The sequence below is a fragment of the Bradyrhizobium sp. USDA 4341 genome (genome assembly GCF_054063755.1).
Window position 1 is genome coordinate 1,064,865 of sequence record NZ_JBSSGO010000002.1, and the last position, 24,976, is coordinate 1,089,840.

General features: G+C 64.4%; 25 protein-coding genes. 4 read left to right on the plus strand and 21 right to left on the minus strand.

Annotated elements, in window-relative coordinates; all coding sequences use genetic code 11:
- Nucleotides 1-122: 122 nt before the first annotated feature.
- The 3 genes from ACVIGB_RS10860 to ACVIGB_RS10870 all read right to left on the minus strand — a co-directional run bounded on the left by ACVIGB_RS10860 (nucleotide 123) and on the right by ACVIGB_RS10870 (nucleotide 1,682).
- Nucleotides 123-326 (minus strand): hypothetical protein, encoded by a 204-nt coding sequence (locus ACVIGB_RS10860; RefSeq protein WP_092114848.1) that lies wholly within the window; start codon nucleotides 324-326, stop codon nucleotides 123-125.
- Between the two features lie 216 nt (nucleotides 327-542).
- A complete protein-coding gene (locus ACVIGB_RS10865; RefSeq protein WP_456722685.1) occupies nucleotides 543-911 on the minus strand; it encodes a YidB family protein in 369 nt (122 codons plus the stop codon).
- 117 nt (nucleotides 912-1,028) lie between these two features.
- Nucleotides 1,029-1,682: a glutathione S-transferase family protein gene (locus ACVIGB_RS10870; RefSeq protein WP_456722684.1), complete on the minus strand. Its 654-nt coding sequence runs from the start codon at nucleotides 1,680-1,682 to the stop codon at nucleotides 1,029-1,031.
- A 127-nt stretch (nucleotides 1,683-1,809) separates the two neighbouring features.
- Between ACVIGB_RS10870 and ACVIGB_RS10875 the strand changes: the two genes are divergently transcribed.
- Entirely contained in the window at nucleotides 1,810-2,487 is a 678-nt protein-coding gene (locus tag ACVIGB_RS10875) for a DUF599 domain-containing protein (RefSeq protein ID WP_092114851.1), read from the plus strand.
- A 13-nt stretch (nucleotides 2,488-2,500) separates the two neighbouring features.
- Here ACVIGB_RS10875 and ACVIGB_RS10880 read toward each other — a convergent pair whose 3' ends face one another.
- The 4 genes from ACVIGB_RS10880 to ACVIGB_RS10895 form a co-directional block, all read right to left on the minus strand.
- Nucleotides 2,501-3,421, minus strand: a complete 921-nt coding sequence (locus ACVIGB_RS10880) for a hypothetical protein (protein WP_456722683.1) — start codon at nucleotides 3,419-3,421, stop codon at nucleotides 2,501-2,503.
- Between the two features lie 207 nt (nucleotides 3,422-3,628).
- Nucleotides 3,629-4,414 carry an aldo/keto reductase gene (locus tag ACVIGB_RS10885; RefSeq protein WP_456722682.1) on the minus strand — a complete coding sequence of 262 codons (786 nt, stop codon included), beginning with the start codon at nucleotides 4,412-4,414 and terminating at the stop codon, nucleotides 3,629-3,631.
- Between the two features lie 72 nt (nucleotides 4,415-4,486).
- Complete coding sequence (locus ACVIGB_RS10890) at nucleotides 4,487-5,818, minus strand: cytochrome-c peroxidase (RefSeq protein ID WP_456722681.1); 1,332 nt, start codon at nucleotides 5,816-5,818, stop codon at nucleotides 4,487-4,489.
- A gap of 24 nt (nucleotides 5,819-5,842) precedes the next feature.
- Complete coding sequence (locus tag ACVIGB_RS10895) at nucleotides 5,843-7,546, minus strand: phospholipase C (protein ID WP_456722680.1); 1,704 nt, start codon at nucleotides 7,544-7,546, stop codon at nucleotides 5,843-5,845.
- 85 nt (nucleotides 7,547-7,631) lie between these two features.
- On the opposite strand from ACVIGB_RS10895, the gene ACVIGB_RS10900 reads away from it, so the two are divergent.
- Entirely contained in the window at nucleotides 7,632-7,817 is a 186-nt protein-coding gene (locus tag ACVIGB_RS10900) for a hypothetical protein (protein ID WP_092114855.1), read from the plus strand.
- A gap of 199 nt (nucleotides 7,818-8,016) precedes the next feature.
- Here the strand turns inward: ACVIGB_RS10900 and ACVIGB_RS10905 are convergent, their stop codons facing one another.
- The 5 genes from ACVIGB_RS10905 to ACVIGB_RS10925 all read right to left on the minus strand — a co-directional run bounded on the left by ACVIGB_RS10905 (nucleotide 8,017) and on the right by ACVIGB_RS10925 (nucleotide 12,708).
- Nucleotides 8,017-8,244, minus strand: coding sequence for a hypothetical protein (locus ACVIGB_RS10905; RefSeq protein WP_092114856.1), 228 nt, complete (start codon nucleotides 8,242-8,244; stop codon nucleotides 8,017-8,019).
- 56 nt (nucleotides 8,245-8,300) lie between these two features.
- A complete protein-coding gene (locus ACVIGB_RS10910) occupies nucleotides 8,301-9,842 on the minus strand; it encodes a DHA2 family efflux MFS transporter permease subunit (RefSeq protein WP_456722679.1) in 1,542 nt (513 codons plus the stop codon).
- Nucleotides 9,835-10,869: an HlyD family secretion protein gene (locus ACVIGB_RS10915; RefSeq protein WP_456722678.1), complete on the minus strand. Its 1,035-nt coding sequence runs from the start codon at nucleotides 10,867-10,869 to the stop codon at nucleotides 9,835-9,837. The genes ACVIGB_RS10910 and ACVIGB_RS10915 overlap by 8 nt, the downstream gene beginning before the upstream one ends.
- Before the next feature lie 256 nt (nucleotides 10,870-11,125).
- Complete coding sequence (locus tag ACVIGB_RS10920; protein ID WP_456722677.1) at nucleotides 11,126-11,596, minus strand: MarR family winged helix-turn-helix transcriptional regulator; 471 nt, start codon at nucleotides 11,594-11,596, stop codon at nucleotides 11,126-11,128.
- A 209-nt stretch (nucleotides 11,597-11,805) separates the two neighbouring features.
- Nucleotides 11,806-12,708 carry an AraC family transcriptional regulator gene (locus ACVIGB_RS10925; RefSeq protein WP_456722676.1) on the minus strand — a complete coding sequence of 301 codons (903 nt, stop codon included), beginning with the start codon at nucleotides 12,706-12,708 and terminating at the stop codon, nucleotides 11,806-11,808.
- Between the two features lie 99 nt (nucleotides 12,709-12,807).
- On the opposite strand from ACVIGB_RS10925, the gene ACVIGB_RS10930 reads away from it, so the two are divergent.
- Together ACVIGB_RS10930 and ACVIGB_RS10935 are read left to right on the plus strand one after the other, a co-directional pair.
- A complete protein-coding gene (locus ACVIGB_RS10930) occupies nucleotides 12,808-13,557 on the plus strand; it encodes an SDR family oxidoreductase (RefSeq protein WP_456722675.1) in 750 nt (249 codons plus the stop codon).
- A gap of 14 nt (nucleotides 13,558-13,571) precedes the next feature.
- Nucleotides 13,572-14,330: an SDR family NAD(P)-dependent oxidoreductase gene (locus ACVIGB_RS10935; RefSeq protein ID WP_456722674.1), complete on the plus strand. Its 759-nt coding sequence runs from the start codon at nucleotides 13,572-13,574 to the stop codon at nucleotides 14,328-14,330.
- 27 nt (nucleotides 14,331-14,357) lie between these two features.
- On the opposite strand, the gene ACVIGB_RS10940 is transcribed toward ACVIGB_RS10935, so the two are convergent.
- The 9 genes from ACVIGB_RS10940 to phnA form a co-directional block, all read right to left on the minus strand.
- A complete protein-coding gene (locus ACVIGB_RS10940) occupies nucleotides 14,358-15,242 on the minus strand; it encodes an alpha/beta fold hydrolase (protein WP_456749138.1) in 885 nt (294 codons plus the stop codon).
- A 29-nt stretch (nucleotides 15,243-15,271) separates the two neighbouring features.
- Nucleotides 15,272-16,684 (minus strand): dihydropyrimidinase, encoded by a 1,413-nt coding sequence (gene hydA / locus ACVIGB_RS10945; protein ID WP_456722672.1) that lies wholly within the window; start codon nucleotides 16,682-16,684, stop codon nucleotides 15,272-15,274.
- Nucleotides 16,684-17,448 carry an aspartate/glutamate racemase family protein gene (locus tag ACVIGB_RS10950; RefSeq protein ID WP_456722671.1) on the minus strand — a complete coding sequence of 255 codons (765 nt, stop codon included), beginning with the start codon at nucleotides 17,446-17,448 and terminating at the stop codon, nucleotides 16,684-16,686. Before ACVIGB_RS10950 ends, hydA begins: the two co-directional genes overlap by 1 nt.
- Nucleotides 17,445-18,263: a GntR family transcriptional regulator gene (locus ACVIGB_RS10955; RefSeq protein WP_456722670.1), complete on the minus strand. Its 819-nt coding sequence runs from the start codon at nucleotides 18,261-18,263 to the stop codon at nucleotides 17,445-17,447. The genes ACVIGB_RS10950 and ACVIGB_RS10955 overlap by 4 nt, the downstream gene beginning before the upstream one ends.
- Complete coding sequence (locus tag ACVIGB_RS10960; RefSeq protein WP_456722669.1) at nucleotides 18,260-19,036, minus strand: maleate cis-trans isomerase family protein; 777 nt, start codon at nucleotides 19,034-19,036, stop codon at nucleotides 18,260-18,262. Before ACVIGB_RS10960 ends, ACVIGB_RS10955 begins: the two co-directional genes overlap by 4 nt.
- A 53-nt stretch (nucleotides 19,037-19,089) precedes the next feature.
- Nucleotides 19,090-20,394 carry an MFS transporter gene (locus ACVIGB_RS10965; RefSeq protein WP_342728600.1) on the minus strand — a complete coding sequence of 435 codons (1,305 nt, stop codon included), beginning with the start codon at nucleotides 20,392-20,394 and terminating at the stop codon, nucleotides 19,090-19,092.
- Nucleotides 20,395-20,835: 441 nt separating this feature from the next.
- Nucleotides 20,836-22,152, minus strand: coding sequence for an MFS transporter (locus ACVIGB_RS10970; protein ID WP_456749139.1), 1,317 nt, complete (start codon nucleotides 22,150-22,152; stop codon nucleotides 20,836-20,838).
- Between the two features lie 96 nt (nucleotides 22,153-22,248).
- Nucleotides 22,249-23,697, minus strand: coding sequence for a phosphonoacetaldehyde dehydrogenase (gene phnY / locus ACVIGB_RS10975; RefSeq protein WP_456722667.1), 1,449 nt, complete (start codon nucleotides 23,695-23,697; stop codon nucleotides 22,249-22,251).
- Between the two features lie 24 nt (nucleotides 23,698-23,721).
- Nucleotides 23,722-24,969 carry a phosphonoacetate hydrolase gene (phnA, locus tag ACVIGB_RS10980; protein ID WP_456725200.1) on the minus strand — a complete coding sequence of 416 codons (1,248 nt, stop codon included), beginning with the start codon at nucleotides 24,967-24,969 and terminating at the stop codon, nucleotides 23,722-23,724.
- Between the last annotated feature and the right edge of the window lie 7 nt (nucleotides 24,970-24,976).

Sequence of the window (24,976 nt, forward strand, 5' to 3'; positions counted from 1 at the left end):
GCCGGCGACGGCGAACGCCGCCATCCCGACGTCCAACCTTCAGCACAATGGGTCTGCGAACAGGGCCTTTTGACGGCGACGGCGCGGAACCCGCTCCAGCCACCGGCTTGCGCACAACGCGTTCAGGACAGCGCGAGCTGACTCTCCTTGGCCACCCGTTCGAAAGCTTCAGTCGAGCTCTTGATGCGATACTGGCAATCGTCACCATCGGTCGGCAGCAGCCGGATCACCTCATAGGTGCCGCTCGCAGCGGGGCGCGCCACGTTGCTGGCCGTGAAATAGACGATCTCGCCAATCGAGTACTTATGCTTCAACGCCCTCTCCATTTTCTTAGAGATTGCTGGCTGAGCTGACAGTCCCGATAGCTCAAGCCGGCATTTTGAGAACCCTGCGGCAACCTAGCACATCGCGCCGCCCCAAATCCAGCAAGATTGGGGCATGGCGAAGGTGCGATTTTGCAGGTTTTTCAGGGCGATAGGCAGCAATTTACGTGCCAGCCGGAAATTGCCCGCCGACCTCGGCTGGAACCCGGTTCCACAGCCTCAGGCGGTATGCGGCAACTTTCCGTTGGGGCTCGCGCCGTCGACCGCAGCCGGAAGTTGCTGGGCCAGCACCTTGGACAGCTGGTCGACCGGAATGTTGAACTTGGCGGCGAGTTGCTTGACGGTGTCGCTGCCCAGCACCTCCTGGAGCTGCTCGGCGGTGATCGGCAGGTTCTGTCCGGTGCCGATCCAGGATTTGACCTGTTCGCCGAGGCCGGCCTGCTCGAGCTTGGCCACGATCGCCGACAAGCCGCCCTGCCCGCCATTGCCCATCACCTGGCCCAGCACGACGGGGATGACGGCCGCCCCGAGCTGGCCAAGCATGCCTTTCAGCTCCCGTGAATTCTCCAGGGAATCGAGAATGCCCATGGTCTAAGTCCTTTCACGACTTGCAAAACCGGTCTTTTGGATTCGACGCCTTCGGCCCCGCGGCGTCAAGCCGCGATCTTTGCCACCGCTGTCACAATTCGGCAGCGCGAGAACCGGTCAGGCGTCCTCGAATCGCTCGATCCGCAGCGTCTCGGCCAAGCCGTCGCGGGTCCATTGCTGGAACGCCGGAAGCTGCATCATGGCATCGACATAATGCTGCGCCTCGGCCTTCACCGGGATCGCGTAGGTGCGGAAGCGATGCACCACGGGCGCGTACATCGCGTCCGCCCCGGAGAATGCCCCGAACAGGAACGGACCCTGCTTGCCGTAGCGCGCGTGGCAATCGGCCCAGATCTGCTCGATCCGCGCCACATTGGCCCGCGCATCGTCCGACAGCGCGACGGCGCGGATCGGCCGGTGCAGGTTCATGCCGCATTCGCTGCGCAGCGGCACGAAGCCGGAGTGCATCTCCGCCGAGATCGCGCGGGCATGCGCGCGCGCAGCGCGATCCGCCGGCCACAGCTTCGCCTCGGGAAACTTCTCGGCGAGATATTCGATGATCGCGAGCGAATCCCACACCGTGACGTCGCCGTCGATCAGCGTCGGCACCTTGCCGGCCTTGCTGAAAGAGAGGATGCGGTTCTTGTCAGCCTGGTCGGTGTAGAGCGGAACGAAGATTTCCTCGAACGGGATGTCGTTGGCGCGCAGCGCCAGCCAGGGCCGCATCGACCATGACGAATAGTTCTTGTTGCCGATGACGAGCTTGAGCATGCCTGTGAATCCTGTTGCCACGTCAGTTTGCCATAGTGCATTGCACGCGTTCAACCTGTACATGACGCGGGATGCGGATGCAGCGCGGCGCGGACGGGCCGCCGCGCATTGACGAAGGAAGGCACCAATGACCGGCTATTGGGTCGACATCCTGGCCGTCGGCTTCTTCGCGCTGGAATGGCTGGTCTACGCCATCACGCTGGAGCACACCGCCTACGGACGCGACAGCCTGTCGGCGCGGATGCATGTCTATCGCGAGATCTGGGTGCGGAATCTACTCAACCGCGATGCGCGGATGGTCGACATGCAGATCATGGCCAGCCTGCAGAACGGCACCGCGTTCTTTGCCTCCACCAGCCTGATCGCGATCGGCGGCGCGCTGGCGCTGCTGCGCGCGACCAGTGACGCGCTCGCGGTGCTCGGCGCGCTGCCGGTCAACCTGACGCCCTCGCCCGCGCTGTGGGAGATCAAATGCATCGGGCTGATCCTGATCTTCATCTACACGTTCTTCAAATTCGCCTGGGCCTATCGCCTGTTCAACTATGTTGCGATCCTGTTCGGTGCGATGCCGCCGGCCGGCCAGCGCGATACGCCGGAGGCCGAGGCCCATGTGATCCGCACCACGCGCCTGTTCGAGACCGCGGGCCGGCACTTCAACCGCGGCCAGCGCGCGTTCTTCTTCGCGCTAGGCTATCTCGGCTGGTTCCTCAGCCCCTGGGTGCTGTTCGCCACCACCGCCGCAGTCGTCATCGTGATCTGGCGCCGGCAGTTCGCCTCGAATGCCTGGCAGGCGATGGGAAGCTGAGACTTGCCTCCGCTCACGACGCGAAATCGCGCGGTGTGAAGTCGAGATCAAGCACCTTCCATTCGCCGTAGCGATCCCGCGGCAGCATCGCATAGGGCTGGCAGGCCTGCAGCGCCTCGGTCGCGCTCTTGAGCAGCAGCGGCCCCTTTTCCGATGCGGTGGCTTCGATCAGCAACGGCGCCGCGCCGAGCTTGCCGTCGGGCTTCATGAACACCCTGAGCTTGATCCTGACGTCATCGCCGGTGCTCAGCGTCGCCGGGAGCTTCATGCAGCTCTTCAGATGACGGCGGAACTCGGCGACCACGCTGGAGCCGACGTCGGCCTGCTCGGTGGCCGCGGCGTCGAAATTGTCCTTGCCGGGACCGGGGCCGTGCGGCGCTTCGGCCGGCGGCTTGATGGGGATGTCGGGCGGCAAACCGAGCATGACATTGTATTTGACGGACAGGTCCGGCTCGGGCTGCACATAGGCGGGTGGCGACGGCGTCGCTGCCTGCTGCGCCATTGGCTGGGGCATCGGCGGCGTCTGGGGTGCCGGCGTCTGCAGTGCCGGCGGCTCGGCCGCGGCATGCTGCGGAGCCGGGCTGGGCTTGGGCTCCGGCGGCGTCGCCTGCTTCTGCGGCGGTTGCTGCTGGGCCTGTTGCGGCTGTGGTGCCGGCGCTTGCGCCGGTGGTTCGGACTTGGCGGTGTCGACCGGCTTGTCGAGCGACGGCAACTGCAGTTCGGGCGTCGGCGACGGGCTCGGCACCGGATCGGGCTTGATCTCGCTCTTGATCTCGCTCCTGGCGACCTCCTGCGGCGTCACGATCTCGACCGGCACCGTGTCAGCGGCGACCGGATCGAACTGATGCACCTCCGAATACAGGAAAATCAGCGCGAGCAGCATCAGGTGCACGAACACCGATGCCATCAGATCCGCGTTTGGCCGAAACTTCATCCCACTCGATCACATCAGTGTCGTCTCCCCGCCGGTCACAATACCGGGTGGAACCCGCCTGCCTCAATCCCCATTCGGTGCAAAACCGCAAGTCCGCCAGCGCGCAATAGCATGATCCGGACCGCTGCCCAGCCATTTTCCGCGCGGCGATTCACAGGCAAGGACCCAACGCGCCATGGGCGTTCAGATGCGCAGTCAGATGGGCCGTCAGCGCGCCGCCGCGCTCCCGATTGCCGAAATCTCGCGCATGTCCTCATCCGACAACTCGAAGTCGAAGATGTCCAGATTTTCCTGGAGCCGCTCGAGCTTCGAGGTGCGCGGGATCGCGGAGACATTCTGCTGCACCAGCCAGCGCAAGCAGACCTGGGCGGCCGTCTTGCGATAGCGGTCACCGATCCGCGCCAGCGCGCGGTCGCCCTTCACGCGTCCCTTCGCGATCGGGCTGTAGGCGACGAACGCCATGCCATGGCGCGCGCAGGCTTCGATCACATCGGCCTGGTTCAGATAAGGATGGTACTCGACCTGATCGCAGGCGAGCGGCTCGGGGCACGCCGCCACCGCCTCCTCGATCAGCGCCACGTTGAAGTTCGAGACCCCGATATGCCGCGCCAGTCCCGCCTGCTTGACCCGCGCCAGCGCGCCGAGCGTCTCGGCAAGCGGCACGTGCGGATGCGGCCAGTGCAGCAGCAACAGATCGACCTCGGCCATACGCAGCCGCGCCAGGCTCTCTTTGGCCGAACGTTCGAGATCCTTCGCCATGAAATGCGTGGTCCAGACCTTGGTGGTCAGGAACACATCATCGCGCTTGATGCCGGAGGCGCGCAGCCCCTCGCCGACCTCGCGCTCATTGTCATAGATCTGGGCGGTGTCGATGTGCCGGTAGCCGAGCCGCAGCGCCTGCTCGACGATACGGGCGCAGGTCCGCCCGCGCAGCTCCCAGGTGCCGAGCCCGATCGCGGGAATTTTGGCGCCGTTGCCTTCGACGACATTCATGCGCCCATTATGCGCGCATGACGAGGACCTGCCAACTCACGTACGGGTTCCGCGACGGCCGGTTGCGACTGCTCACCGCTCCGGCTGGTAACCGTCGGTCAGCGTCTTCAGGAAGGCGATGATGTCGGCTTCGTCCAGCGCGGTCATCGCAGGTGTGTCGCCGAGATGGCGCTCGAACGGCGGATCGGCGACGTCGACATTGCCGTGATGCTTTTCCGGCAGATCGTCGTATTTCCGCACTGTACCGTCGGCCGCACGCGGGTAGACCTTCTCCGGATTGGTATCGCGGAAGTTATAGAAATCGAGCACCTGCTCGAGGCTCGTGAAGACGCCGTTGTGGAAGAACACGCGGCGGGTTGCGGTGTTGCGCAAGGTCGGCGTCAGAAACATCCCGCAATATTGCGTCTGCTCGGCAATGTCGGTGCGATACGGGCCGCAGACCCCGAGATCGAAATAGTTGGGATCGCGGTTGCTGGCGAGCGCGGCGTTGCGCGGCGCGCCGAGCGCCTCATACTGATGGTCGGTGAACAGCGGCGGCAGGCCGTCGCGGGTCGGCGACGACGTATGGCAGCCGGCGCAATTGGCCTTGTCCGGATCGTTGAACAATTGCAGGCCGCGCAACTCGCTCTCGCTCAGCCGCGCCTTGCCTTCCAGCCAGTAATCGAACTTGCTGGTGTAGGGATGGAAGCTCGGTTCTTCCACCTGATAGCGTGCGACCGCGAACATCGCCTCGGCGACCAGCAGCCGCGTGTTGTCGAAGACCTGAGCGCCGAACAGTTCGGCAAAGCGCGGGGCGTAGCTCGCCTGGCGCAGCTTCTGCGCCACCACCTCGATGCTGCCGCCGTCCATCTCATTGGGATCGAGCAGCGGGAAGATCGCCTGGTCCTGCAGCGTATCGGCGCGGCCATCCCAGAACAGTCCGCCCTGCGGCACGATGTTGACCGCCGACGCCGCGGTCCCGGTCGCGACCTTTTTCGCACGCGCGGCCTGCTGGCCTGCCGCGGCCAGTTGCGCAAAGTCGACAAGATTGTCGTCCTCGTCCTTCTCGGGTCCGATGCTGAAATTCGGCTGGCGTTCCAGATAAGTCAGGCCGGGAACGGCGCGCGTTCCCTGCCGCGATTGCGCGGGCCCGCCGAACATGACCGCCGCATCGTTGGGCGGACCGTAGGCGTGGTCCGGACTGTGACAGGAGGCGCACGACAATGCGCCTGACGACGACAGCGACGCGTCGAAGAAGATCTTCTGGCCGAGCTGCGCCATGCCGGACAGCGGCGCGACGGGCGGACGCCTGAGCTGCACCGGGTTCGGATTCGTCCCCGGAAGCCCTTGGGTCTCGGCTGCCGCAACGGCGCCGGCCATGCAGAGCAGGCCGGCGCCGAGAAGCCACAACATGCGGCCGTTCATATGACGTCCAGTGATCCCAGAGCGTTAGTGATGGTGATGATCGTCGGACGGGCTGACGATGACCGTACCGGCCGTCGGATCGAGGAACAGCTTGTTCTGCCGATCGTCGCCGTCGTGATCGTGATCGTGTCCATGATCGAAGTCGAACATGTCCGTGATCGATTCGACGCTGTCGTCGAACGAGCCGCCGCCGAGACGCTGGCCGTGCAGCCAGTTGTCTTCGATGAAGCGCACGACCGACGCCTGCGAGATGCGGGTGTGGCTGACGAAGTTCTTCTTGGCGTAAGGCGAGATCACAATGAACGGGGTCCGCGTGCCGGGACCGCAGCGGCCGTTCACCGGCTGACCGTTCAGGCCATTCGGCTGCGTCTGCTTGCCGATGCCGCGGCCGCACTGGCCGGGACCGTTGACCTGGTCGGCGGTCGGATCATACGAGGCGCTGATTGGCGCCGTGTACTGGTGGTCGTACCAGCCGTCGGAGTCGTCATAGGTGATGATGACCGCGGTGTCGCGCCACTCGGGCTGCTTCTGCAGGAAGTTGATCAGCTCGACATTGCCGGCCTGCTCATCGAGCGGATCGGAGTTGCCGGGATGACCGTCCTGATAGGCCGGCATCTTGATGTAGGAGACCGCCGGGAGGTTGCCGGCCTTCACCGAAGCGTAGAAGTCCTCGAGATCGTAGGCATGATTGGCCGGATCGAGCGTCTTGCTGCCGGGAACGTAGGTGTGGCCCACGGCGTTCACCGAGCTCGGCCGCGCATGGGTCGGGTTGGCGGTCGACTTGTAATACTGGAACCAGGCGTGGTGCGGGATGTAGTCCACGATGGAGCCGTTGACGTTGCTCGAGAAGGTGCTGCGGGCGCAGTTGGTGGTGCCGTTGCTGTTCTTGAACGTCAGGTCGAAGCCGCCCATGAAGCTGCCCCAGCTGATGTGCTCGGCGTTGAGCAGGTCGCCGATGTTCTTGCTGGTCATCAGGACCTGGCTGGTCGTGCTCGAGCAGGAATCGTAGGCAGGATCGGTATCACCGATCAGCGTCAGGCCGCCCTGGCCGTCGGCGATCGACGATGACGTACCGACGATGTTCTGTGCACCGTTGGTCTGGCCGGAAATTACCTCGAGCGCGCCGGGCGTCGACGGACCGAAGGTGTCGGTCCAGTTGTTGTCGCTCATCGCGAAGTTCTGCGCGTAATTCCAGAACGCGGTGACGGTGTTGCCGTCGAAATAGCCCATCACCTGCCCGTTGGTGCCGAAGGCGCCGACGCCGCCGGCGGTGCCGCGACCGGTGAATTTCGGAAACAGGTCTTCCTTGCCGTTGTCGACCGCCTGCTGCTCGGGCGTGTAGGCGTGATTCTGCGAGCGCGTGTTGGCCTGGGTGCGATCGAGCCGGAACGGATTGGTCGCGCCGGTGCCGTTGGCCGGATTGGTGTTCGGGTTGTTGGTCAACAGATTGGCGTTGGCGAGGTTGTTGACCTTCGGCGTATGCGGCTTGGCCGTGAACGGAATCGAGCCGGTCGGGTTGGCCGCATTCGGGTAGGTTGCGAAATAGTGATCGAACGAGCGGTTCTCGTTGAAGATCACGACGAGATGCTTGATCGGCGTTGCGGTGTGGATGTCGCGCGGATGACGATGATCGTGATCTCTATCATCGTCGTGAGCGGCGGCGCTGCACACAACTGCAGCAGCAGCGACCAGACAGACTCCGACCGTTGAAAGGAATTTCGCCTTCACTTCTTGCCCCATTTTTTAAGGATTTATGACGTCGACATGCGACACATTAGCCAACGCGCGTAACAGCTCTGTGTCGGTTTTGCGATTGACGCATCATCGCGACGTGATCGTCATGCGTTCGATTTCACGCGGCGGTTGCGGCGCCTTCGGATTCAAACTGCATGATCACGGCGCCTGGCCCTCGTCACGCACTGAAAAGCAATCGGCTGTTTCTGCCCATGCGGCGCCGATGCTGATCGCGTACCTGACAGTCAATCGAAACGGGAAGTGACGCGTGCGATTGTTGGCAATGTTGACGTGACGGTAGCCGAGCCGCAGCGCTCGCTCGACGATGCACAGGTGCGGCCACACAATTGCCAACTCACGCCGGCGTGGGGTGGTGGAGGATTTCCCCGACCGACGGCCTGGATCTGCCCGATCGGGGACACCGCCGTGAGCGGCACTGCTCTCGATACCAAGAGCCGGCGCAGCTATTGCCCGTGCCTGATCAGCACGTCCCGACAAGCCGGTTGTAGCCGAGCACGATTTTCCTTCAGGCACGCCAAAATGGTAAAATCGCCTTGATCCATCCACTTGTGGCAGAGCCGCTTGACATCGTGGATGCAAGCTTTCTCGTCCTGGTCGGTGCCAGCGTGCTGGGCAAAGGCCACGGTGGATAAGCTCGCAAGCAAGGCGAGCGCCAGCAGACATTTGTTCATTTGCGTTTCCTTCCTTTATTGCAGCTGCCGCATTCGCGGAGCGCCGAGATGCGGCTTCATTCCATGACCATCGCATGGTCGCTACTTGTCTCCGTCGCAGCACGCCGCAGCAACAACACGAGGGGGATGGCGCACAACGAGAGAACCATCATCAGCTTGAAATCGTCGATGTAGCTGATGATGGAAGCTTGATTCTGGATGACCTGATCGAGGGCGGCCCGTCCCGAGGCAGTCCATGGATTCCACGCATGCGCGATGATGCTGTTCCTGAATCCCGGATTAACCGCCGTGACATGGCTTCCGATGATGGCATGGTTGACCTGGCCATTCCTGGTCAGGAGGTATGTTGTGACGGATATGCCGACGCTCGAGCCGACGTTACGTGAGAGGTTGTACAGGCCGGTTGCATCGGCACGCTGCTCGGGCGCAAGCGTGGCGAAGGTCACGGTGGTCAGCGGGACGAAGAGAAATCCAAGTCCCGCCCCCTGGACGAACCCGGTCACCGCGATCGTCCATTGCGAGACGTTCGGATTCCAGCCGGTCATGTCGTACATGGCCCACGCCGTCAGCAGCAGGCCGATCACGAGCAGCACCCTGGTATCGATCCGCCCCATCAGCTTGCCAGCCGCGAACATGCAAACCATGGTCCCCAAACCGCGCGGGCCCATGACGAGCCCGGCCGTGACGACGGGATACCCCATCAGCGTCTGCAGATAGGGTGTCATCAATGCCAGCGAAGCCAGATAGGTTATGCCGACGATGAAGATGAACAGCATTCCCACCGCGAAGTTGCGATCGAGGAACAGCTTTGGATTCACAAAGGAGGCCTTTGCCGTGAAGCTATGCACAAGGAAGATGTAGAACGCCGACACCGCGACGACGGCCTCGACCAGGATCTCGAAGGAGGAAAGCCAGTCAAGCTGCGCGCCGCGATCCAGGAAGACCTGCATGGCGGCGATGGCGATGCTCAGGCTGCCAAATCCGACCCAATCCAGCCTCGCCGCCGCGCCGGCTTTGGTTTCCCGCAGAAAGAAGGAGATGCCGGCAAACGCGAGGGCGCCAAGCGGCACGTTGATATAAAAAACCCAGCGCCAGCTGTAATGATCCGTTAGCCAGCCGCCGATCACCGGGCCGAGCACCGGCCCGACCATCACGGACACGCCGAACAGCGCCATGGCCGATCCGCGTTCCTCGGGGGTGTAGATGTCGAGCAGGATCGATTGCGACACCGGCACCAGCGCCGCGCCGAAAAAGCCTTGCAGCAGCCGGAACGCCACGATCTGGACCAGCGAGTGCGCGATGCCGCACAGCACTGAAGCTGCCACGAAGCCGGCGACCGCCATCATCAGGACCTGCCGGCGGCCAAACTTGTTGACGAGAAACCCGGACGGCGGCGTCATGATGGCTGCGGCCACGATATAAGACGTCAGCACCCAGTTGATCTGGTCCGCGCTGGCCGAAACGCTTCCCTGCATGTAGGGGAGCGCAACGTTGGCGATCGTAGTATCCAACGCCTGCATGACCACCGCGAGGATCACGCACGCCGTGATGGCGGGCCGGTTGATCGGCCGGCCCTCGGCGGCGGCAGACTCAGCCATTTGAACCTTCCGATGATCCGAACAGCTCCGTGATGAAGCCGGGTAGTCCGCGCGCGTGCCCCGTGTCGACGTTCAGCTCGACGCTCATGCCAACCCGGAGCGGAGGCCGGCCCGGTGCATTGTTGACCCGGATACGCATTGGAATACGCTGCACCACCTTGACCCAGTTGCCGCTGGTATTCTCGGCCGGCAGCAGCGAGAAGCTCGATGCCGACGCGGGGCTGATGCTGTCGACCGCGCCGACCCAATGCTGGCCGGGATAGGTGTCAACATCGATCGTGGCCCTCTGGCCGGGCTTGACGTAGGTCAGCTCCGTCTCCTTCGGACTGGCTTCGACCCAGACATGATCGGTCGACACGATGTTGAAGGCGGTTGCCGCGGCGGCGAGATATTGGCCGGGCTGCAACGACGGCACGTTGGTTACAATTCCGGCGAATGGCGCCTTCACGACGGTGTGGGCGAGCTGACGCGCGGCTTCATTGCGCGCGGCCAGAGCGTCCTTGTAGCGCGGATGATCCTCGATCGGCGCGTCGGGATTGCCGTTCAGATTTGCGGCAATCCCGGCAAGCTGCTGCTCCAACGAGGCGAGCTTTTGCTGTGAGCCCTGAAGCGTGTTGCGGGATGCATCGAAAGTCGCCTGCGGGGTGAAGTTGTTGGCGACCAATTGCTGCTGGCGCCTGAAGTTGACATTGTTGAAATCGACGTCGGTCCTGGCCTGCGCGACCTGGCTCAGCATATTGCGATAGCTGGCCTGCAGCGCGGCAAGATCATTCCGGGTGTTTCCGATCTGGGCTTCAGCGCGATCCAGCGCCAGGCGGAATGGCAGGTCGTTGAGCTCGAACAGCACGTCGCCCTTTGCGACCCCCTGGTTGTCGTGAACTAGGACCTCCATAACGATGCCGGAAACATCGGTCGATAGTCCGACCATGTCGGCCTGGACGTAGGCGTTGTCGGTCGACATGACGGCGCCACCCGTCACATAGAGATAGCCGCCGATGATCAGCGTCACCGGCAACAGCGTAAACATCAGAATCCGCTTTCGGCTTTTTCTCGGTGCTCCCGGAGTTGCCGACGCAGGCTGCTGCGGTTCGCTGGACGGCTCGCGAAGCTGCGGCCGCTCTTTCGCGGCTGGCCTGACGGTTACGTCCGGATCTGGAGCGTCCCTTGCCTCAGGTGGATGGCGCGTCAAATGATAGACCTTGTCCTCGACGCCTTGCGAGCCGCTTTCAGACGCAGCCGTTTCGGCGTCAGCTCCGTGCCGTTTGGGATTTGCTTCGCCGGTGTTAGCCATGACCTGCTCGCTTCTGCTGTTCCACCGGCAAGTCGCACGCGCTGGTGAGATTGGATTTCAAGACCTGCAGCATCTCCATCAGGCGCAAACCTTCCGCCTCGGATAGACCGCTCAACGCCTCGCGGCGGGCTATTTCGCCGAGCTTGCGCGCCTGCACCAGCTTTGCCCGGCCTGCCTGCGCAAGCCGGAGGATCCGGACCCGCCGATCCGACGGATGCAGATGTCGCTCGATCAGTTCGCAGGACTCCAGCCTGTCCAGGATGCGCGAAAGCGTTATTGGCTCCACGTCGAGCAGTTCCGCCAATCCGCTTTGATTGATGCCTTCGTTCTGAGCGAGGTAGGCCAGCGCCTGCCATTGCGATCTGGTCAGCCCGGAATCGCGGGAAATCTGCTCGAATCTCTTCCTGAGCAGCCGCGCGACCTCGTGCAGCAGAAAGCCAAGAGTGGGGGATTCGACTTCCACGGCCAAACTCCTAAGCTAGCTTATGATAAGCTTGCGTATCAAATTAATAAGCTTGCTTATGAAAAAGCGCAAGCGCCGACCCCTGCGCAAGGCGCATGTCAGCTGATCGGTTCATGGTGGAGTCCTGGATCGGAGAAGGCTCTGTCGGGTGGCGCGGGACGCCCGGACCTACCGGCGTGACGAATGCGGCCCTTGAGTCATGCGCGGCGCTATTGCGCCTGCTCCCGCGCATATTGCGTCGGCGACAATCCGACGTGGCGGGTGAACGCGACGCTGAACGCGCTTGCTGAACCGTAGCCCACGCGTTCGGCGATTTCGGCGATGCCGCTTTCATTCTGCCGGAGCATGTTCTTGGCCATCGCCATGCGCCAGGCCAGTAGATACTCCATCGGTGCAACGCCGACAGCGCGGCTGAACCGGTCGAAGAATGCCGAACGCGACAGCGCCGCCTCCTTCGCCAGTTGCGCGACCGTCCACGCCCGCGTCGGGCTCTCATGCATCCGGCGGATCGCAACAGCGAGACGCTCGTCGGCGAGCCCGCGCACGAGACCCGGCGACGCCGCGGTGCCCGCCGTCGAGCGCAACGCCTCGATCAGGAGAACCTCGAGCAGACGGGCCAGGATCACATCGCGCGCCGGGCGCCGTTCGCGGAATTCGTCTCGGACGAACTGCATCAGGGTGGCGAGCCGCGGTTCGCCGCGCACATGCACCAGTTGGGGAAGCAGCGACACCAGCAGGCTCGCGTCCGCCGAGCCGAAGCTGCAATGGCCGATCAGCATCCGCAGATCGGTTGGACCGTCCTGGTCTCCGATCCTGAACTCTCCGGTGGCGAGCGCGACGGGACGTGTTTCGGCGGCCGTCCCAGGAAACCGCGCGAGGCTCGACATCGCGACGTCATACGCCGCGGGGACCAGAATGAAGTCGCCCGCCCCCAGTTCGATCGCTACGTGATCGTCGACCTCAAGCCGGCACCCGCCCTCGAGGACCACGCAATAAAACGGCTGTCCGGCATCGGAGCGGCGGGCATGCCACGCCCCGGCGCCGACCACGGCCTTCGAGAACCGGGCGCTTGGCTGCAGCAGCGTGACGACCTCCGCAAGCGGGTCGATCATGTCCGGACTCCTGCAAATGACTCTTGGACTTTCAAACATAGAGAGTCCGGCCACTGACACCTATCGTCTGTGTCAGTCAAATCACTTCCAAGAGCCCCCATGAACACCATCTTGATCACCGGATGCTCGTCCGGCTTCGGACTTGAAACCGCGAAATATTTTCTCGACCGCGACTGGAAGGTCATCGCGACGATGCGGACGCCGCGCGAGGATGTGCTGCCGCGTTCGGCGCATCTGCGCGTGCTCGCGCTCGACGTCACCGATCCCGACAGCATCCATCGCACCGTCGAGGCCGCGGGATCGATCGATGCCCTCGTCAACAATGCAGGCTTCGGCGCAGCGTCGCCATTCGAAGCCACGCCGATGGCGACGATCCGCGAGCTGTTCGAGACCAACACGTTCGGCACGATGGCCCTCACGCAGGCAGTGCTGCCGCGGTTCAGGCAACGCAGGGCCGGCGTTGTCGTCAACGTCACCTCGAGCGTGACGTTGAGATCGATCCCTTTGATCGCATCCTACACCGCGACCAAGGCGGCGGTGAACGCATTCACCGAGTCGATGGCACTGGAGCTCGCGCAGTTCGGCGTGCGCGCGTGCCTGGTGCTGCCGGGACGTTCGCCGGAGACCCGCTTCGGCGATACTGCGCGTGCCCACGCGCAGGGCCTCGACCACGCGGCCTATGCCGAGCTCGTGCAGAGCGTCTTCGCAAGGTTCGGCGAACCGGGGCCGGTCACCACCGCACATGACGTTGCCGAAGCGGTGTGGCGCGCGGTGACCGATCCGTCGAGTCCGATGCGAATCCCTGCCGGCGCCGACGCCGTGATTTGGGCCGAGTCGAGCCGAAGCTAGGAGAAGAGGTCAACATGCAAGACAAGCGCATCGCCCTGGTCACCGGGGCCAATCAGGGAATCGGACTCCAGATCGCAAAGGATCTCGTTTCACACGGGCTCACTGTGCTGGTCGGGTCACGCAACTTCGCGCGCGGCGTTGCCGCAGCCTGCGAGATCGGCGCGGACGCCCACCCGCTCCAGCTTGATGTCTCCGATCAGGCCTCGATCGCCGCCGCCGCCGAGCGCGTCGGCAAGGAATTTGGCCGCCTCGACATCCTGATCCAGAACGCCGCGATCTCGAATACGCGAAAGCGGCCGGACCAGTCCGTCGAGGATTACGCAGCGACCACCCGTCCGAGCAATGTATTACTCGATGAAATGCGCGCGGTCTGGGAGACCAACGTGTTCGGCGTCCTTGCCGTCTATCAGGCGATGCTGCCGCTGCTGCGCAAGGCTCCGGGCGGGCGCATCGTCAACGTGTCGAGCGGCGCCGGCTCGCTGACGCGCAACGCGGACCCGGCCAATCCGCATCGTCCGATCTTCGGCCCGGTCTACCCGGCGTCCAAGACCGCGCTCAACGCAATCACGCTCGCGATGGCGATCGAGCTGGAAGAAATCGGGATCAAGGTCAACGCCGTTTCCCCCGGCTTCACCAGGACAAATCTCAACGGCTATGCAGGCACGGAGACGGTCGAGGACGGCGCCCGTGAGGCGGTGCGCGTTGCCCTGCTCGGCCCGGAGAGCCCCACAGGCACATTCACACACGCAACGCTCGGGACGATTCCCTGGTAGCCGCGTGGCGGCAGTCGAGGATGCCGTCTAATTCTTCATCCCGGTGATCGAGGCGCTCACCGCTCTGGGATCGCGCTGCGGCCAGCGGCCGCTTTCGACTTGCGACAGGAATTCGCCGACGATCCGGTTGTATTCATCGGGCTCCTCGATGTTGATGGCATGGCCGCAGTTCGGCATCACGGCGAGCGCGGCGGACGGGATGCTCTGCTTCATCAGGACGCCCGGCAGCAGGCACGGCCAATCCTCGTCCCCGGTGATGATCAGCGTCGGCACCGTGATGCGCTTCATCTCGTCGACCAGCGTGTAGAGCGAGGGACGCTCCTTCTGGACGCCCTGCTGGGTGTTGGCGGATCCCACCGCCGAATGCTCGGCCAGCATGGTCTTGAACTCGGCGTGGCCGCGCGGGTCCTTGTTCTCATACTGCACGCGCGTCGGGCCATAGGCGTAGCGCTCGGCGAACGCCGGCATGCCGTCCTTGCGGATCATGGCCGCGATCACGTCGGCCTCGGCGCGAAATGTCTCGCGCTTGTCGAGCTCGGCGCCATAGCCGCAGCCGCCGATGCACAGCGACAGCGCCCGCGTCGGGTGACGCAGTCCGAAGTGCAAGGTCGCGAAGCCGCCCATCGAGAGGCCGATGATATGCGCCTTCGGCGCGCCGATGTGATCGAGCACGGCAAGAATATCGTCGGCGGCGCGCGCCTGTGAGTAGGACGAGACCTGCTCGGGCACGTCAGACGGCGGAAAGCCGCGCGCATTATAGGCGATGGTGCGGAAGCGCTTGCCGAAATGCCGCATCTGCGGCTCGTAGCTGCGCAGGTCGCCGGCGAATTCATGGACCAGGATCACCGGATGGCCGGATCCGGTCTCCTCGAAATAGAGCCGCACGCCGTCATCTGTTGTCGCGTAGGGCATGGTGGTCTCCTGCCTTCTTGCTTTGCAGGTTACGGGATGGTCGCTCCTGCGGGTGGTTTGGCACGCGGCAAATATGTGCCGTAGTCCTTGCTACCGACAAGGGTCCCGTCGTCGACGACCACCTTGCCGCGGACCATCGTCAGCACCGGCCAGCCGGTGACCTCGAGCCCTTCATAGGGCGTATAATCCGAGCCGTCATGGATCAATTCGTGGCGGATCGTCACCTTGCGCTTGGGGTCCCACAGCGCGATGTCGGCATCCGAGCCAACCGCGATCGTGCCCTTGCGCGGATAGAGGCCGTAGATCTTGGCGTGATTGGTGGCGCTGAAGGCGACGAAGCTGTTGAGGTCGATACGGCCCTTCACGACGCCTTCGGAGAACAGGATCGGCAGCCGCGTCGCCACCCCGGGGATGCCGTTCGGCACCCAGCGGAAGCTGGTGCGCCCCTTGGGCGCGAGCTTTCCTTTCGGGTCGTCGTAGCGGAACGGACAATGGTCCGACGAGAACACCGAGAACACTTTCTGCTGCAAGCCTTCCCAGCACGCCTGCTGGCTGGCGACATCGCGCGGCGGCGGCGAGCAGACGTACTTTGCGCCTTCCATATTGAGCTGATCGAGATCCTTCTCGGTCAGGACAAGGTATTGCGGACAGGTTTCGCCCATCACCCGCAAGCCCCGCTGCTGCGCGCGCCGGATCTCGTCCATCGCCTCGCGGTTCGAGACATGCACGATCATGATCGGCACGTCGACCAGCTCGGACAGCGAGATCGCGCGGTGCGTCGCCTCGCGCTCGACCGGGATCGGCCGCGAGGTCGCGTGGAAGCGCGGCGCGGTGTTGCCGGTGCGTTCGAGTCGGTCGGTCAGGAAGCGGATGGCGTCGAAGTTTTCCGCATGCACCATCAGCATCGCGCCGGTCTCGCGCGCGACCGACATGGTCTCGAGCAGCTCGCGATCCGACAGCGCCAGCCCCTCATAGGTCATGAAGACCTTGAGCGAGGTATAGCCGTCCTCGACCAGCGCCGGCAGCTCCTGGCCCAGCACGTGCTCGGTCGGATCGGTGACGATCAGATGGAAGGCGACGTCGACATGACATTCGCCTTCGGCCAGCGAATGGTAATGCTTGAGCGCCTCGCGCAGCGTCTGGCCCTTCTCCTGCAGGCAGAACGGCAGCACGGTGGTGTTGCCGCCGAACGCCGCCGAGCGGGTGCCGCTGGCAAAGCCGTCGGCCATCACGATGCCGTCGCCCGATGGCTGGGCGAAATGGACATGGCTGTCGATGCCGCCGGGCAGCACCAGCCGGTCGGTGGCGTCGATGATCGTGGCCGCATCGCCGAGATCGCGGCCGAGCGCCGTGATCTTGCCGTCACGGATTCCGACATCGCAGGCAAAGGTGTCGGCAGCGGTGACGACGGTGCCGCCGCGGATGATGGTGTCGAAGGACATCAGTCTGTCCCCTCTTTTGGTGAGCGATGTTCGATGATGGCAGCAAGCGGCTCGGCCAGCCCGATCGTCGGTTTCGGATCGGGCCGGCGGAAGGTGCCGGCGACCGCCTTGCGCGGCTTGAGCACGGCAAGCGTCTCCGCCTGGCGCACGGCGGCCGCGACCGGATCGACCACGGGCACCGGAATTCGGTCGCGGACCTTTGCGGCAAGGCCCGCGAGCGGCGCGCCCGACAGAATGACGACGTCGGCGCCGTCCTGTTCGACCGCCCGGTTGGCGAGCGCGACCAGCAGCTCTTCCTTCTCCGCCTGCACGTCGGAGATAGACTGGAAGCTACCGTCGAGCGTGCGGATGCCGGCGCAGCGTGAACTCAGCCCGTGCATGGCGACACATTCCTCATACCAGGGCGCCAGCGCGCCGGCGAAGGTCACGATGGAAAACCGCCGCCCGAGCATGCAGGCGGTGAGCATCGCGGCCTCGGCCAATCCCACCACCGGAAACGCGAACAGCTCGCGCGCGCCGAACAGTCCGGGATCGCCGAACGCGGCGATGATGGCGGCATCGATGCCCGGGCCGGCCTCGGCCAGCATTTCCAGCGCGATCGCACCGCCGATCTGCGCCTCGGCGCGGGTCGCGATATAAGGCACGCCGCGCGCAGCGGTCGTGGGCACAAGCTCGGTGCCGGCTGAAGCCACCTTGCTGCCGGCGGCATGGAGCAGATCGGTCACTGCCGCCGTCGTGTTGGGATTGAGCAGCAGGATCTTCATGGCGCAACGTTCCTCGTCTTGCGGCCGCGCGGCTTTGTGGGAGTATCCGGCACCGCGGCGTCATCCGCCTCGTTGTTCAGTGCCTTGCCATCCAGCGTCTCGGCGACGATCTCGCCGGTGCGGCGCACATGGTGAGCCAGCATCTGCCCGGCCCGCGCCGCATCGCGGCGCCTGAGCGCGGCCAGGATATCCTGGTGCTCGCGCACTGATTCATCCCAGCGCCCGAGCACCGAGAGCGCGAAGAAGCGCGCCCGCTCGGCCCGCGCCAGCAACGCCTCATGCGTCGCCTTCAGCACCGCGTTGCGCGCGAAGCCGACGATCGCCGAATGGATCTGCTGGTTCACTTGAAAATAGTCGCGCAGCTCGCCGCGGCCGTGATGCCACTCGATCTTGTCCTGCAGCGCATCGAGCCGTTCGAAGTCGGCGTTCTCCATGCGCAGCGCGGCGAGTTCAGCGGCGCAGCGCTCGATGCCGCTGACGGCCTCGAACAACTCGGTCAGCTCGGCGCGGCGGAACGGTGCCACCACGGCACTGTGGTTCAGCCTGAGTTCAACCAGGCCTTCGTTCGCCAATTGCTTCAGCGCCTCGCGCAGCGGGGTCCGCGAAATGCCGAGCGCGTCGGACAGGTCCGCCTCCCCCAGCGACTGTCCCGGCGCCAGCTCGCCGCGCACGATCATGGTGCGCAGCCGCGCAGCCGCCTGCTCGTGCAGTCCGACCCGCGGCACGCGCAGGCGGCGCCGTTGCTGCGCCGTGATCGCGCGCTTCGGCTCCTTGCTCCGTCTGGTCGGCTTGGCTTCAATCTTGGCTTCAGTCACCGCACGCCTTTATCGTCATGATCGGAGATTGCGGTCGCTGCGCGCAGATCGGGGTTGGTGAACAGGCTGCCCCAGCCGCGCACGCGCGACGGATCGCAGCCCACAGCTGTGAGACACGCCCATAGCGTCACCGCGATCGAATCCAGCACCGGCACGCCAAAACCGCGCTCCATCCGTTCGGCGGCGCCGGCGCCGCGCATGTTGGTGCAGAGCACGACGGCGACATCGCAGCCTTCGTGCACCACTTCCTCGATCAGGTCCGCGACCTTAGCCTCGCTGACCTCGGCAAAAGAGAAATTGTCCTGCAGCGACAGATGCCGCTCGGCAAAACAATGCAGCCCCGCCGAATTCCAGTTGGCGATGATCCTGTCCTGCACATCCCTGCGATACGGCGTCACCAGACCGATGCGTTTGGCGCCGATCCGCCGCAGCAGGTCGCGATAGGCCAGCACCGTGGTGCAGGCCTTGATCCCGGTTGCCGCCGTGATCTGCTCGCACAGGCTCTCGTCGCGATCGAAGCCGAGCCAGCTTGCCGAGGTGCCGTTCCAGGCGATGACGTCGACCTTGGCATGGGCGAGCAATTCTGCCGCGCGAAGAATCTCGCTGGCGTCGAACTGGCGCAGCGCCTGCTCCGACAGCGCGATCTCCGTCACCTTGAAGCGCGAGAAATGCGCCGAAACGTCGTCGACGCCTGATAGCATCGCGCAGGTGATCGGCTCGAGTGCGGTATTCGACGACGGCGTCAGCATGCCGAGCCTGATAGGACGTGTCATTCGCTTGCCTCATCAACCGGCCGAACCCTTGGCAGGATTCGGCCGTCCTCGTTTCAGACCGGGAGCTTGCGGCTGTAATCGATCAGGGTCGAGCAGATCAACAGCGCAATGCCCGCGGCGGCAAAATACATCAGGGCCAGGAAGTAGGAGCCGGTGGCCTGCACGATGAAGCCGACGATCAGGGGCGTGGTGATGCCGGCGATGTTGCCGCCGAGATTCATGCAGCCGCCGAGGAAGCCGGACTTGCCGCGGCCCGCCAGCGCCGACGGGATCGCCCAGTACATGCCGCACCAGCGCAGGAAGAACAGCGTCGTCGACAGCAGCACCACGACCACGACCGCGTTGGTGACGTAGGCGACGAGGAAGATCGACACCGTCGCCATGATCGCCGCGATCCCGAACAGGGTGCGGAACACCGTGTTGGGCGCCCCGCCCCGCGCGCGCCAGCCGTCGCCGATCCAGCCGCCGACCAGCTCGCCGACGAAGCCCGCAAAGAAGATGATGAAGGATGCGCCACCGAGCGCCTTGATGTCGAAGCCGTGCACCTTGAACAGGTAGGTCGGCATCCAGGTCAGCAGGCCGTAGAAGGTGGTGTTGAAGAACATCCAGCCCAGACACATGCACCAGACCGAGCGGAAGCGGAAATAGGCCATCCCGCTCGCGCCCGACGACGGCGGCGTCGCTGCGTCCTCGATCGCATGCGCCTCCTCGAGATAGCGCGCCTCCGCTTCATTGACTGACGGATGCTCGCGTGGCGCGTTGCGGATGTAGTACCAGGCCCACAGCCCGCACAGCATGGTTCCGATGCCCGCGACGACGAAGGCGACGCGCCAGGAGCTGAAGGCCGCCATCAGCCAGGCGATCACGATCGAGCCGAGCGCGGCACCAAGCGGCGCGCCGCCGTCGAGCAAGGTGGCGCCGCGGCCGCGTTCGGTCTGCGTCATCCAGATCGCGTTGAGCTTGCCGCCGGCCGGATAGATCGGCGCTTCCGACGCGCCGAGCCCGAGCCGGGTAAGCAGCAGCAGCATCCAGCTGGTGGACAGCGCCGCCAGCGCCTGGAAGAAGCCCCAGAACAGCGTTGCAAGGGCGATCACGATCCGCGGCTTGAACCGATCGGCGAGCATGCCGCCCGGTACCTGCATCAGCGCGTAGGTCCAGAAGAACGAGCTCAGGATCAGGCCCTGCATCGCCGGATCGATGTCGAACTCCTTGGCGATCACAGGCATCGCGACCGATAGCGAGGCGCGATCGATATAGTTGATCGAGATCAGGAACAGCATCAGCAGGAAGATCTTCCAGCGCACGCCGGAAGGCTTCGCCGTATCTGCCATTGCGATGGTGGACACCTGATCGCTCATTGCTCGCTCCTCTGCCGGCAGATTGTTTTTGCCCCGCGCGACCTTCGTCATCGAAGGTCATCGGCCCTCTCCTGCCCCGCGCAAAGTCTGCTTCAAGCCGCGCGAGGCGACAAGCACATTTTGTATTCTGCATGCAATTTCTTATATCATATTGATATTACGTAATATTATTCCTCAGGTGCTTTGTTGTTAGTCAGCCCGTGATGAGGAATTGGGCGTCAGTTCGCCGGCGCGGCCAGGCGGTTTCAGCGAACTGGCGCGGTGTTTGGGCTCCAGCGTTCGCGCGCGGCTGCGTTCCGCTGGCTGCAAAAAGGCGTAGCCCGCATGAGCGAAGCGACATGCGGGGGACCACAGCAACCCCGGATATCGCTTCGCTCATCCGGGCTACACATACCCCGATGGCCGCGTCCCGGGCAGTCACCCGGGACGCATGTGAGTGAGCTAGCGTCGGATGAAGGCTGCCACCACGGCGCTGGAGGTCGCGCAGACCGCGACGACGAGGAACACCAGCGAGGTCTGGTTATGCTTGTCCATGAAGTGGCCGATGATCGGCTCGCCGAGACCCGCGAACAGATAGGCGAAGGAGTTCATCACCCCGGTCGCGGTCCCTGCCCGCTTGTGGCCGACCAGATCCGGGCACAGCGCCCAGAACGAGGATTGCGGGCCGTAGGTGAAGAAGCCGCACAGGAACAGCACCGTCATCCCGAGATAGACCTCGGTGGTCGGGATCGCGTACATGCACAGCGCGGTGACCGCGGCGAGCACCATATAGAGCACGATGGCGAGGTACCGCCGCGAGCCGAACACCTTGTCCGAGACCCAGCCATTGCTGAACGCACCCACCGCCATGCCGACCGGCAGCGCGATGCTAATCCAGCGCGGATCGATCGCCGAGGTGGCGCCGACCTTGGCCCAGTTGCTGCCGAGGAAGTGAACGGGCACCCACACCAAAAGGCCGTAGCGCGCCGCGTTCTGGAAGCCGATCGAGACGCCGGCGACGAGCAGGCGCCAGTTCGACAGCACCGCTCTGTAGCGCGCGAGCGAGCCCTCATTGGCGTCGACCGCGGCTTCGCTTGCGGTGACGTCATCGGCCTCGTCATGCGGCGAAGCAAAGCCCATGTCCTCGGGCTTCTCGCGCGCGATCAGATAGAACGCGATGCCGCCGAGCAGCAGCAGCACCACCGGAATGCGGAAGATCCAGCGCCAGTCGAGCTGGAAATAGCCGACCACCACCAGCGACGTCACGAACGACAGCACCGAGGCGAGACCGGCCGCGAAGGTATAGAGCCCATAGACCGTGCCGCGCTCGTGACGACCCCACCAGTTCGACAGCAGCCGGCTGCCCGGCGCCCACCCCATCGACTGGAAATAGCCGTTGATGCCCCAGAACGCGGTGAGGCTGACGATGCCGGTCGAGAGGCTGGTGGCCCAGTTCATGATGAAGGAGAGGATCGCGCCCGCGCTCATCACGCGGCGGCCGCCGAACTTGTCGCCGAGATTGCCGTTGATGGCCTGCCCGACAGCATAGCACCAGAGCAGCGCCGCGCTCGCCCAACCCAGCGCCTCCTTGCTGACGCCGAACTCGGCCTGGATGCCGGGAATGGCGAAGCCGAAGGTTTGCCGGCCGGTATAGAAGAACAGATAGCAGAACATCGCCGCGAACAGCATCCGCCACTGCGCGCGGCGGAACGATGTCGCAAGCTCCGGATTCTGGACTCCGACCGAGCCGACGCCCGACGGACTGAACGTGATCGACATTGAGGCCTCCCCTGATGATTGTTTTGTTGTTCACCCTCGGCCGCCGCGCTGTTCTTGTTGCGCGCGTGCGGCCCTCCTTCGGATCGACGCGCGTCCCTACACCGGCCAGGGCAGCGAATAGGTCTTGACGTTGGTGAAGCTCTTGATCGCCTCCTGCACGCCTTCCTTGTAGCCAAGGCCGGAATCCTTGATCCCGCCGAACGGCGACATCTCGATCCGGTAGCCCGGCACTTCCCAGACGTTGACGGTGCCGACGTCGAGCTCGTTGACGAACCGCGTGATGTAGTCGAGCCGGTTGGTGCAGACGCCGGACGACAGGCCGAACGCGGTCGCATTCGAAATCCGGATCACGCTCTCGATGTCGTTGGGCACGCGGACGATCGGGATCACCGGACCGAAGGTCTCCTGCATCACCAGCTCGCTGGTGTAGGGAATCCGGTCGACCACCGTCGGCGGATACAGCGCGCCCTTGCGGTCGTTGCCGTGCAAGAGCTCGGCGCCGTCGGCGACCGCAGCGTTGACCCGGCGCTCGAATTCTTTCGCCGCGCCCTCATGGATCACCGTGCCGACATCGACCGTCGGGTCCATCGGATCGCCACACTTCAGGGTGCGCGCCTTCTTCAGCACCAGATCAGCGAAATCGTCGGCGATCGCCTCGACGCAGAGGATGCGCTTCACGGCCGTGCAGCGCTGGCCGGAATTCCTGGTCGCGCCGGTGACCGCGAGCTCGGCCGCCTTCTCGAGGTCGGCGTCCTCCATCACGATCAAGGGATCGTTGCCGCCGAGCTCGAGCACCAGGCGCTTGTAGCCGGCTCTGTCGGCGATGTGCTTGCCGACCCTGACGGAGCCGGTGAAGGTCACGAGATCGGCGTCGGGATCGGTGATCATCGCATCGCCCATCGAATGCGGATTGCCCGTGACCACCGACAGCATCTCCGGCGGCAGCCCGGCCTCGTACAGCACGTCGGCGAGCGCGAGCGCGGTCAGCGGCGTCAGCTCGGTCGGCTTCAGCACCACGCGGTTGTTGGTGGCGATCGCCGGCGCGATCTTGTGGCTCACCATGTTGAGCGGATGGTTGAACGGCGTGATCGCCGAGATCGCGCCGAGCAGCGGCGTCCGCGTCGTGAAGATCTTGCGCGCCTTGCCCTGCGGGCTGATGTCACAGGAGAACGTCTCGCCGTCGTCCTTGATCGCGAGCTGCCCGGCAAAGGAATAGACGTCGTAGGCGCGGCCGGCCTCATAGAGCGAGTCCTTCCAGCACAGCCCGGATTCGGCGGTGATCAGCCGCGCGAATTCCTCCTTGCGGCCCGCCAGGATCTCGGCGGTGCGCAGCAGGATGCGCTGGCGCTCGTAACGCGTCAGATTCGGCTTGAACGCCGCCGCCCTGGCAAAGGCGCTGCGGACATGCTCGGGCCGCGCCGCCGGCACCGTGCCCACCACCTTGTTGGTGTAGGGATTGAAAACCTCGACATGCTCGTCGGTGTCGACGAGGCTGCCTGCGATCCGCATCTGCTCATGGCGAACGGCCGGGCTCTGGATGTTCATGGTGGTATCCTCAAGGTCCGGATGTCACTGGATGCGGTTGAGCGCGACGTCGAAGGCGTCGAAGTTGCGCAAGGCGTGATCGGCCGGCAGCGCGATCTTGCGGTTGACGATCAGCGGCACCCGCTCCTCGGTCAGCCCGCCATGCGAGCGCAGCGGCTCGGTCAGCCCGGACAGATCGTGGCGAGATTCGCTGGTGCCGAGCACCTTGTGCCTGGTCGAGATCACGACGATGTCGCCGATCCGGTCGGGCGGCAGCTCGAACCGGGCGCAAGCATCCTTGCGCGGCAGCGCCACCTCGATGCCCTTGATGTCGCGCAGCCGCATCAGCAGCGTGTCGACGTCGGCGCCCTCGGGCGTGTAGATCGTCGCGAACGAGCCGAGCGAACCGTGATGGGCGACATAGGGATCGGTGATCGGCAGGATCACGCGCGCCGCACCCCTCCCCGTCCAGTCGTCCATGACGTCCTGGAGGTAGATCACGTCGGGTTTGCCGTCGGGCAGGAATTTGTCGTTCATGCCGTGGTCGGCGGTCGCCACGATGTTGCAGCCGAGCGCATCGAGCTGGGCGAGATAGCCGTCGATCATCGCGTAGAAGTCGTTGGCGATCTTGGTGCCGAGCCCGACCTTGTGCTGGATGTAGTCGGTGGTCGACAGATACATCAGGTCCGGACGATGCCGCTCGACCAGCTTGACGCCGGCCGCGAACACGAAGCGCGACAGATCGGCCGAGTAGACCTCGGGTAGCGGCAGGCCGACGAAGTCGAGCACGTTGTCGATGCCGTTATTGGCCCTGGTGGCCTGATCGGCTTTCTCCGATGAGAAGGCGATGGCACGGCCGCTCGCATAGTCGAGCCCATAGGCGAGCAATGTACGCAGCTTGTCCTTGGCGGTGACGGCGGCGACCTTGTAGCCGGCGTCATGTACGCCGGCCAGGATGGTCGGCGCGCGCAGGAATTTCGGATCGTTCATCATGACTTCGGCGTCGTTTGCCGTGTCGTAGAAATAATTGCCGGCGATGCCGTGCACCGCGGGCGGCCGTCCGGTGATGATCGAGAGATTGTTGGGATTGGTGAAGCTCGGGATCACGCTCGCGGCATGCACATGCGCGCCCTCCTTCATGAAGCGCGCGAAGGTCGGCGCAACGCCGGCCTCGATCGCCTGCTCAATATAGCCGGGCTCTGAGCCGTCGAGGCAGATCACGACCGTTGGCCGCGTCGGCGCGTCGTAATGGCGTCCGTTGACGGTGATGGTTTTGCGATTGTCTTGCATGATATCTCTC

What these genes read in the sequence shown, in the direction of transcription:
- ACVIGB_RS10860 (WP_092114848.1), bottom strand. Translation starts at nt 326, where the DNA reads ATGGAGAGGGCGTTGAAGCATAAGTACTCGATTGGCGAGATCGTCTAT.
- ACVIGB_RS10865 (WP_456722685.1), bottom strand. Translation starts at nt 911, where the DNA reads ATGGGCATTCTCGATTCCCTGGAGAATTCACGGGAGCTGAAAGGCATG.
- ACVIGB_RS10870 (WP_456722684.1), bottom strand. Translation starts at nt 1,682, where the DNA reads ATGCTCAAGCTCGTCATCGGCAACAAGAACTATTCGTCATGGTCGATG.
- ACVIGB_RS10875 (WP_092114851.1), top strand. Translation starts at nt 1,810, where the DNA reads ATGACCGGCTATTGGGTCGACATCCTGGCCGTCGGCTTCTTCGCGCTG.
- ACVIGB_RS10880 (WP_456722683.1), bottom strand. Translation starts at nt 3,421, where the DNA reads ATGAAGTTTCGGCCAAACGCGGATCTGATGGCATCGGTGTTCGTGCAC.
- ACVIGB_RS10885 (WP_456722682.1), bottom strand. Translation starts at nt 4,414, where the DNA reads ATGAATGTCGTCGAAGGCAACGGCGCCAAAATTCCCGCGATCGGGCTC.
- ACVIGB_RS10890 (WP_456722681.1), bottom strand. Translation starts at nt 5,818, where the DNA reads ATGAACGGCCGCATGTTGTGGCTTCTCGGCGCCGGCCTGCTCTGCATG.
- ACVIGB_RS10905 (WP_092114856.1), bottom strand. Translation starts at nt 8,244, where the DNA reads ATGAACAAATGTCTGCTGGCGCTCGCCTTGCTTGCGAGCTTATCCACC.
- ACVIGB_RS10910 (WP_456722679.1), bottom strand. Translation starts at nt 9,842, where the DNA reads ATGGCTGAGTCTGCCGCCGCCGAGGGCCGGCCGATCAACCGGCCCGCC.
- ACVIGB_RS10915 (WP_456722678.1), bottom strand. Translation starts at nt 10,869, where the DNA reads ATGTTTACGCTGTTGCCGGTGACGCTGATCATCGGCGGCTATCTCTAT.
- ACVIGB_RS10925 (WP_456722676.1), bottom strand. Translation starts at nt 12,708, where the DNA reads ATGATCGACCCGCTTGCGGAGGTCGTCACGCTGCTGCAGCCAAGCGCC.
- ACVIGB_RS10930 (WP_456722675.1), top strand. Translation starts at nt 12,808, where the DNA reads ATGAACACCATCTTGATCACCGGATGCTCGTCCGGCTTCGGACTTGAA.
- ACVIGB_RS10935 (WP_456722674.1), top strand. Translation starts at nt 13,572, where the DNA reads ATGCAAGACAAGCGCATCGCCCTGGTCACCGGGGCCAATCAGGGAATC.
- ACVIGB_RS10940 (WP_456749138.1), bottom strand. Translation starts at nt 15,242, where the DNA reads ATGCCCTACGCGACAACAGATGACGGCGTGCGGCTCTATTTCGAGGAG.
- hydA (WP_456722672.1), bottom strand. Translation starts at nt 16,684, where the DNA reads ATGTCCTTCGACACCATCATCCGCGGCGGCACCGTCGTCACCGCTGCC.
- ACVIGB_RS10950 (WP_456722671.1), bottom strand. Translation starts at nt 17,448, where the DNA reads ATGAAGATCCTGCTGCTCAATCCCAACACGACGGCGGCAGTGACCGAT.
- ACVIGB_RS10960 (WP_456722669.1), bottom strand. Translation starts at nt 19,036, where the DNA reads ATGACACGTCCTATCAGGCTCGGCATGCTGACGCCGTCGTCGAATACC.
- ACVIGB_RS10965 (WP_342728600.1), bottom strand. Translation starts at nt 20,394, where the DNA reads ATGAGCGATCAGGTGTCCACCATCGCAATGGCAGATACGGCGAAGCCT.
- ACVIGB_RS10970 (WP_456749139.1), bottom strand. Translation starts at nt 22,152, where the DNA reads ATGTCGATCACGTTCAGTCCGTCGGGCGTCGGCTCGGTCGGAGTCCAG.
- phnY (WP_456722667.1), bottom strand. Translation starts at nt 23,697, where the DNA reads ATGAACATCCAGAGCCCGGCCGTTCGCCATGAGCAGATGCGGATCGCA.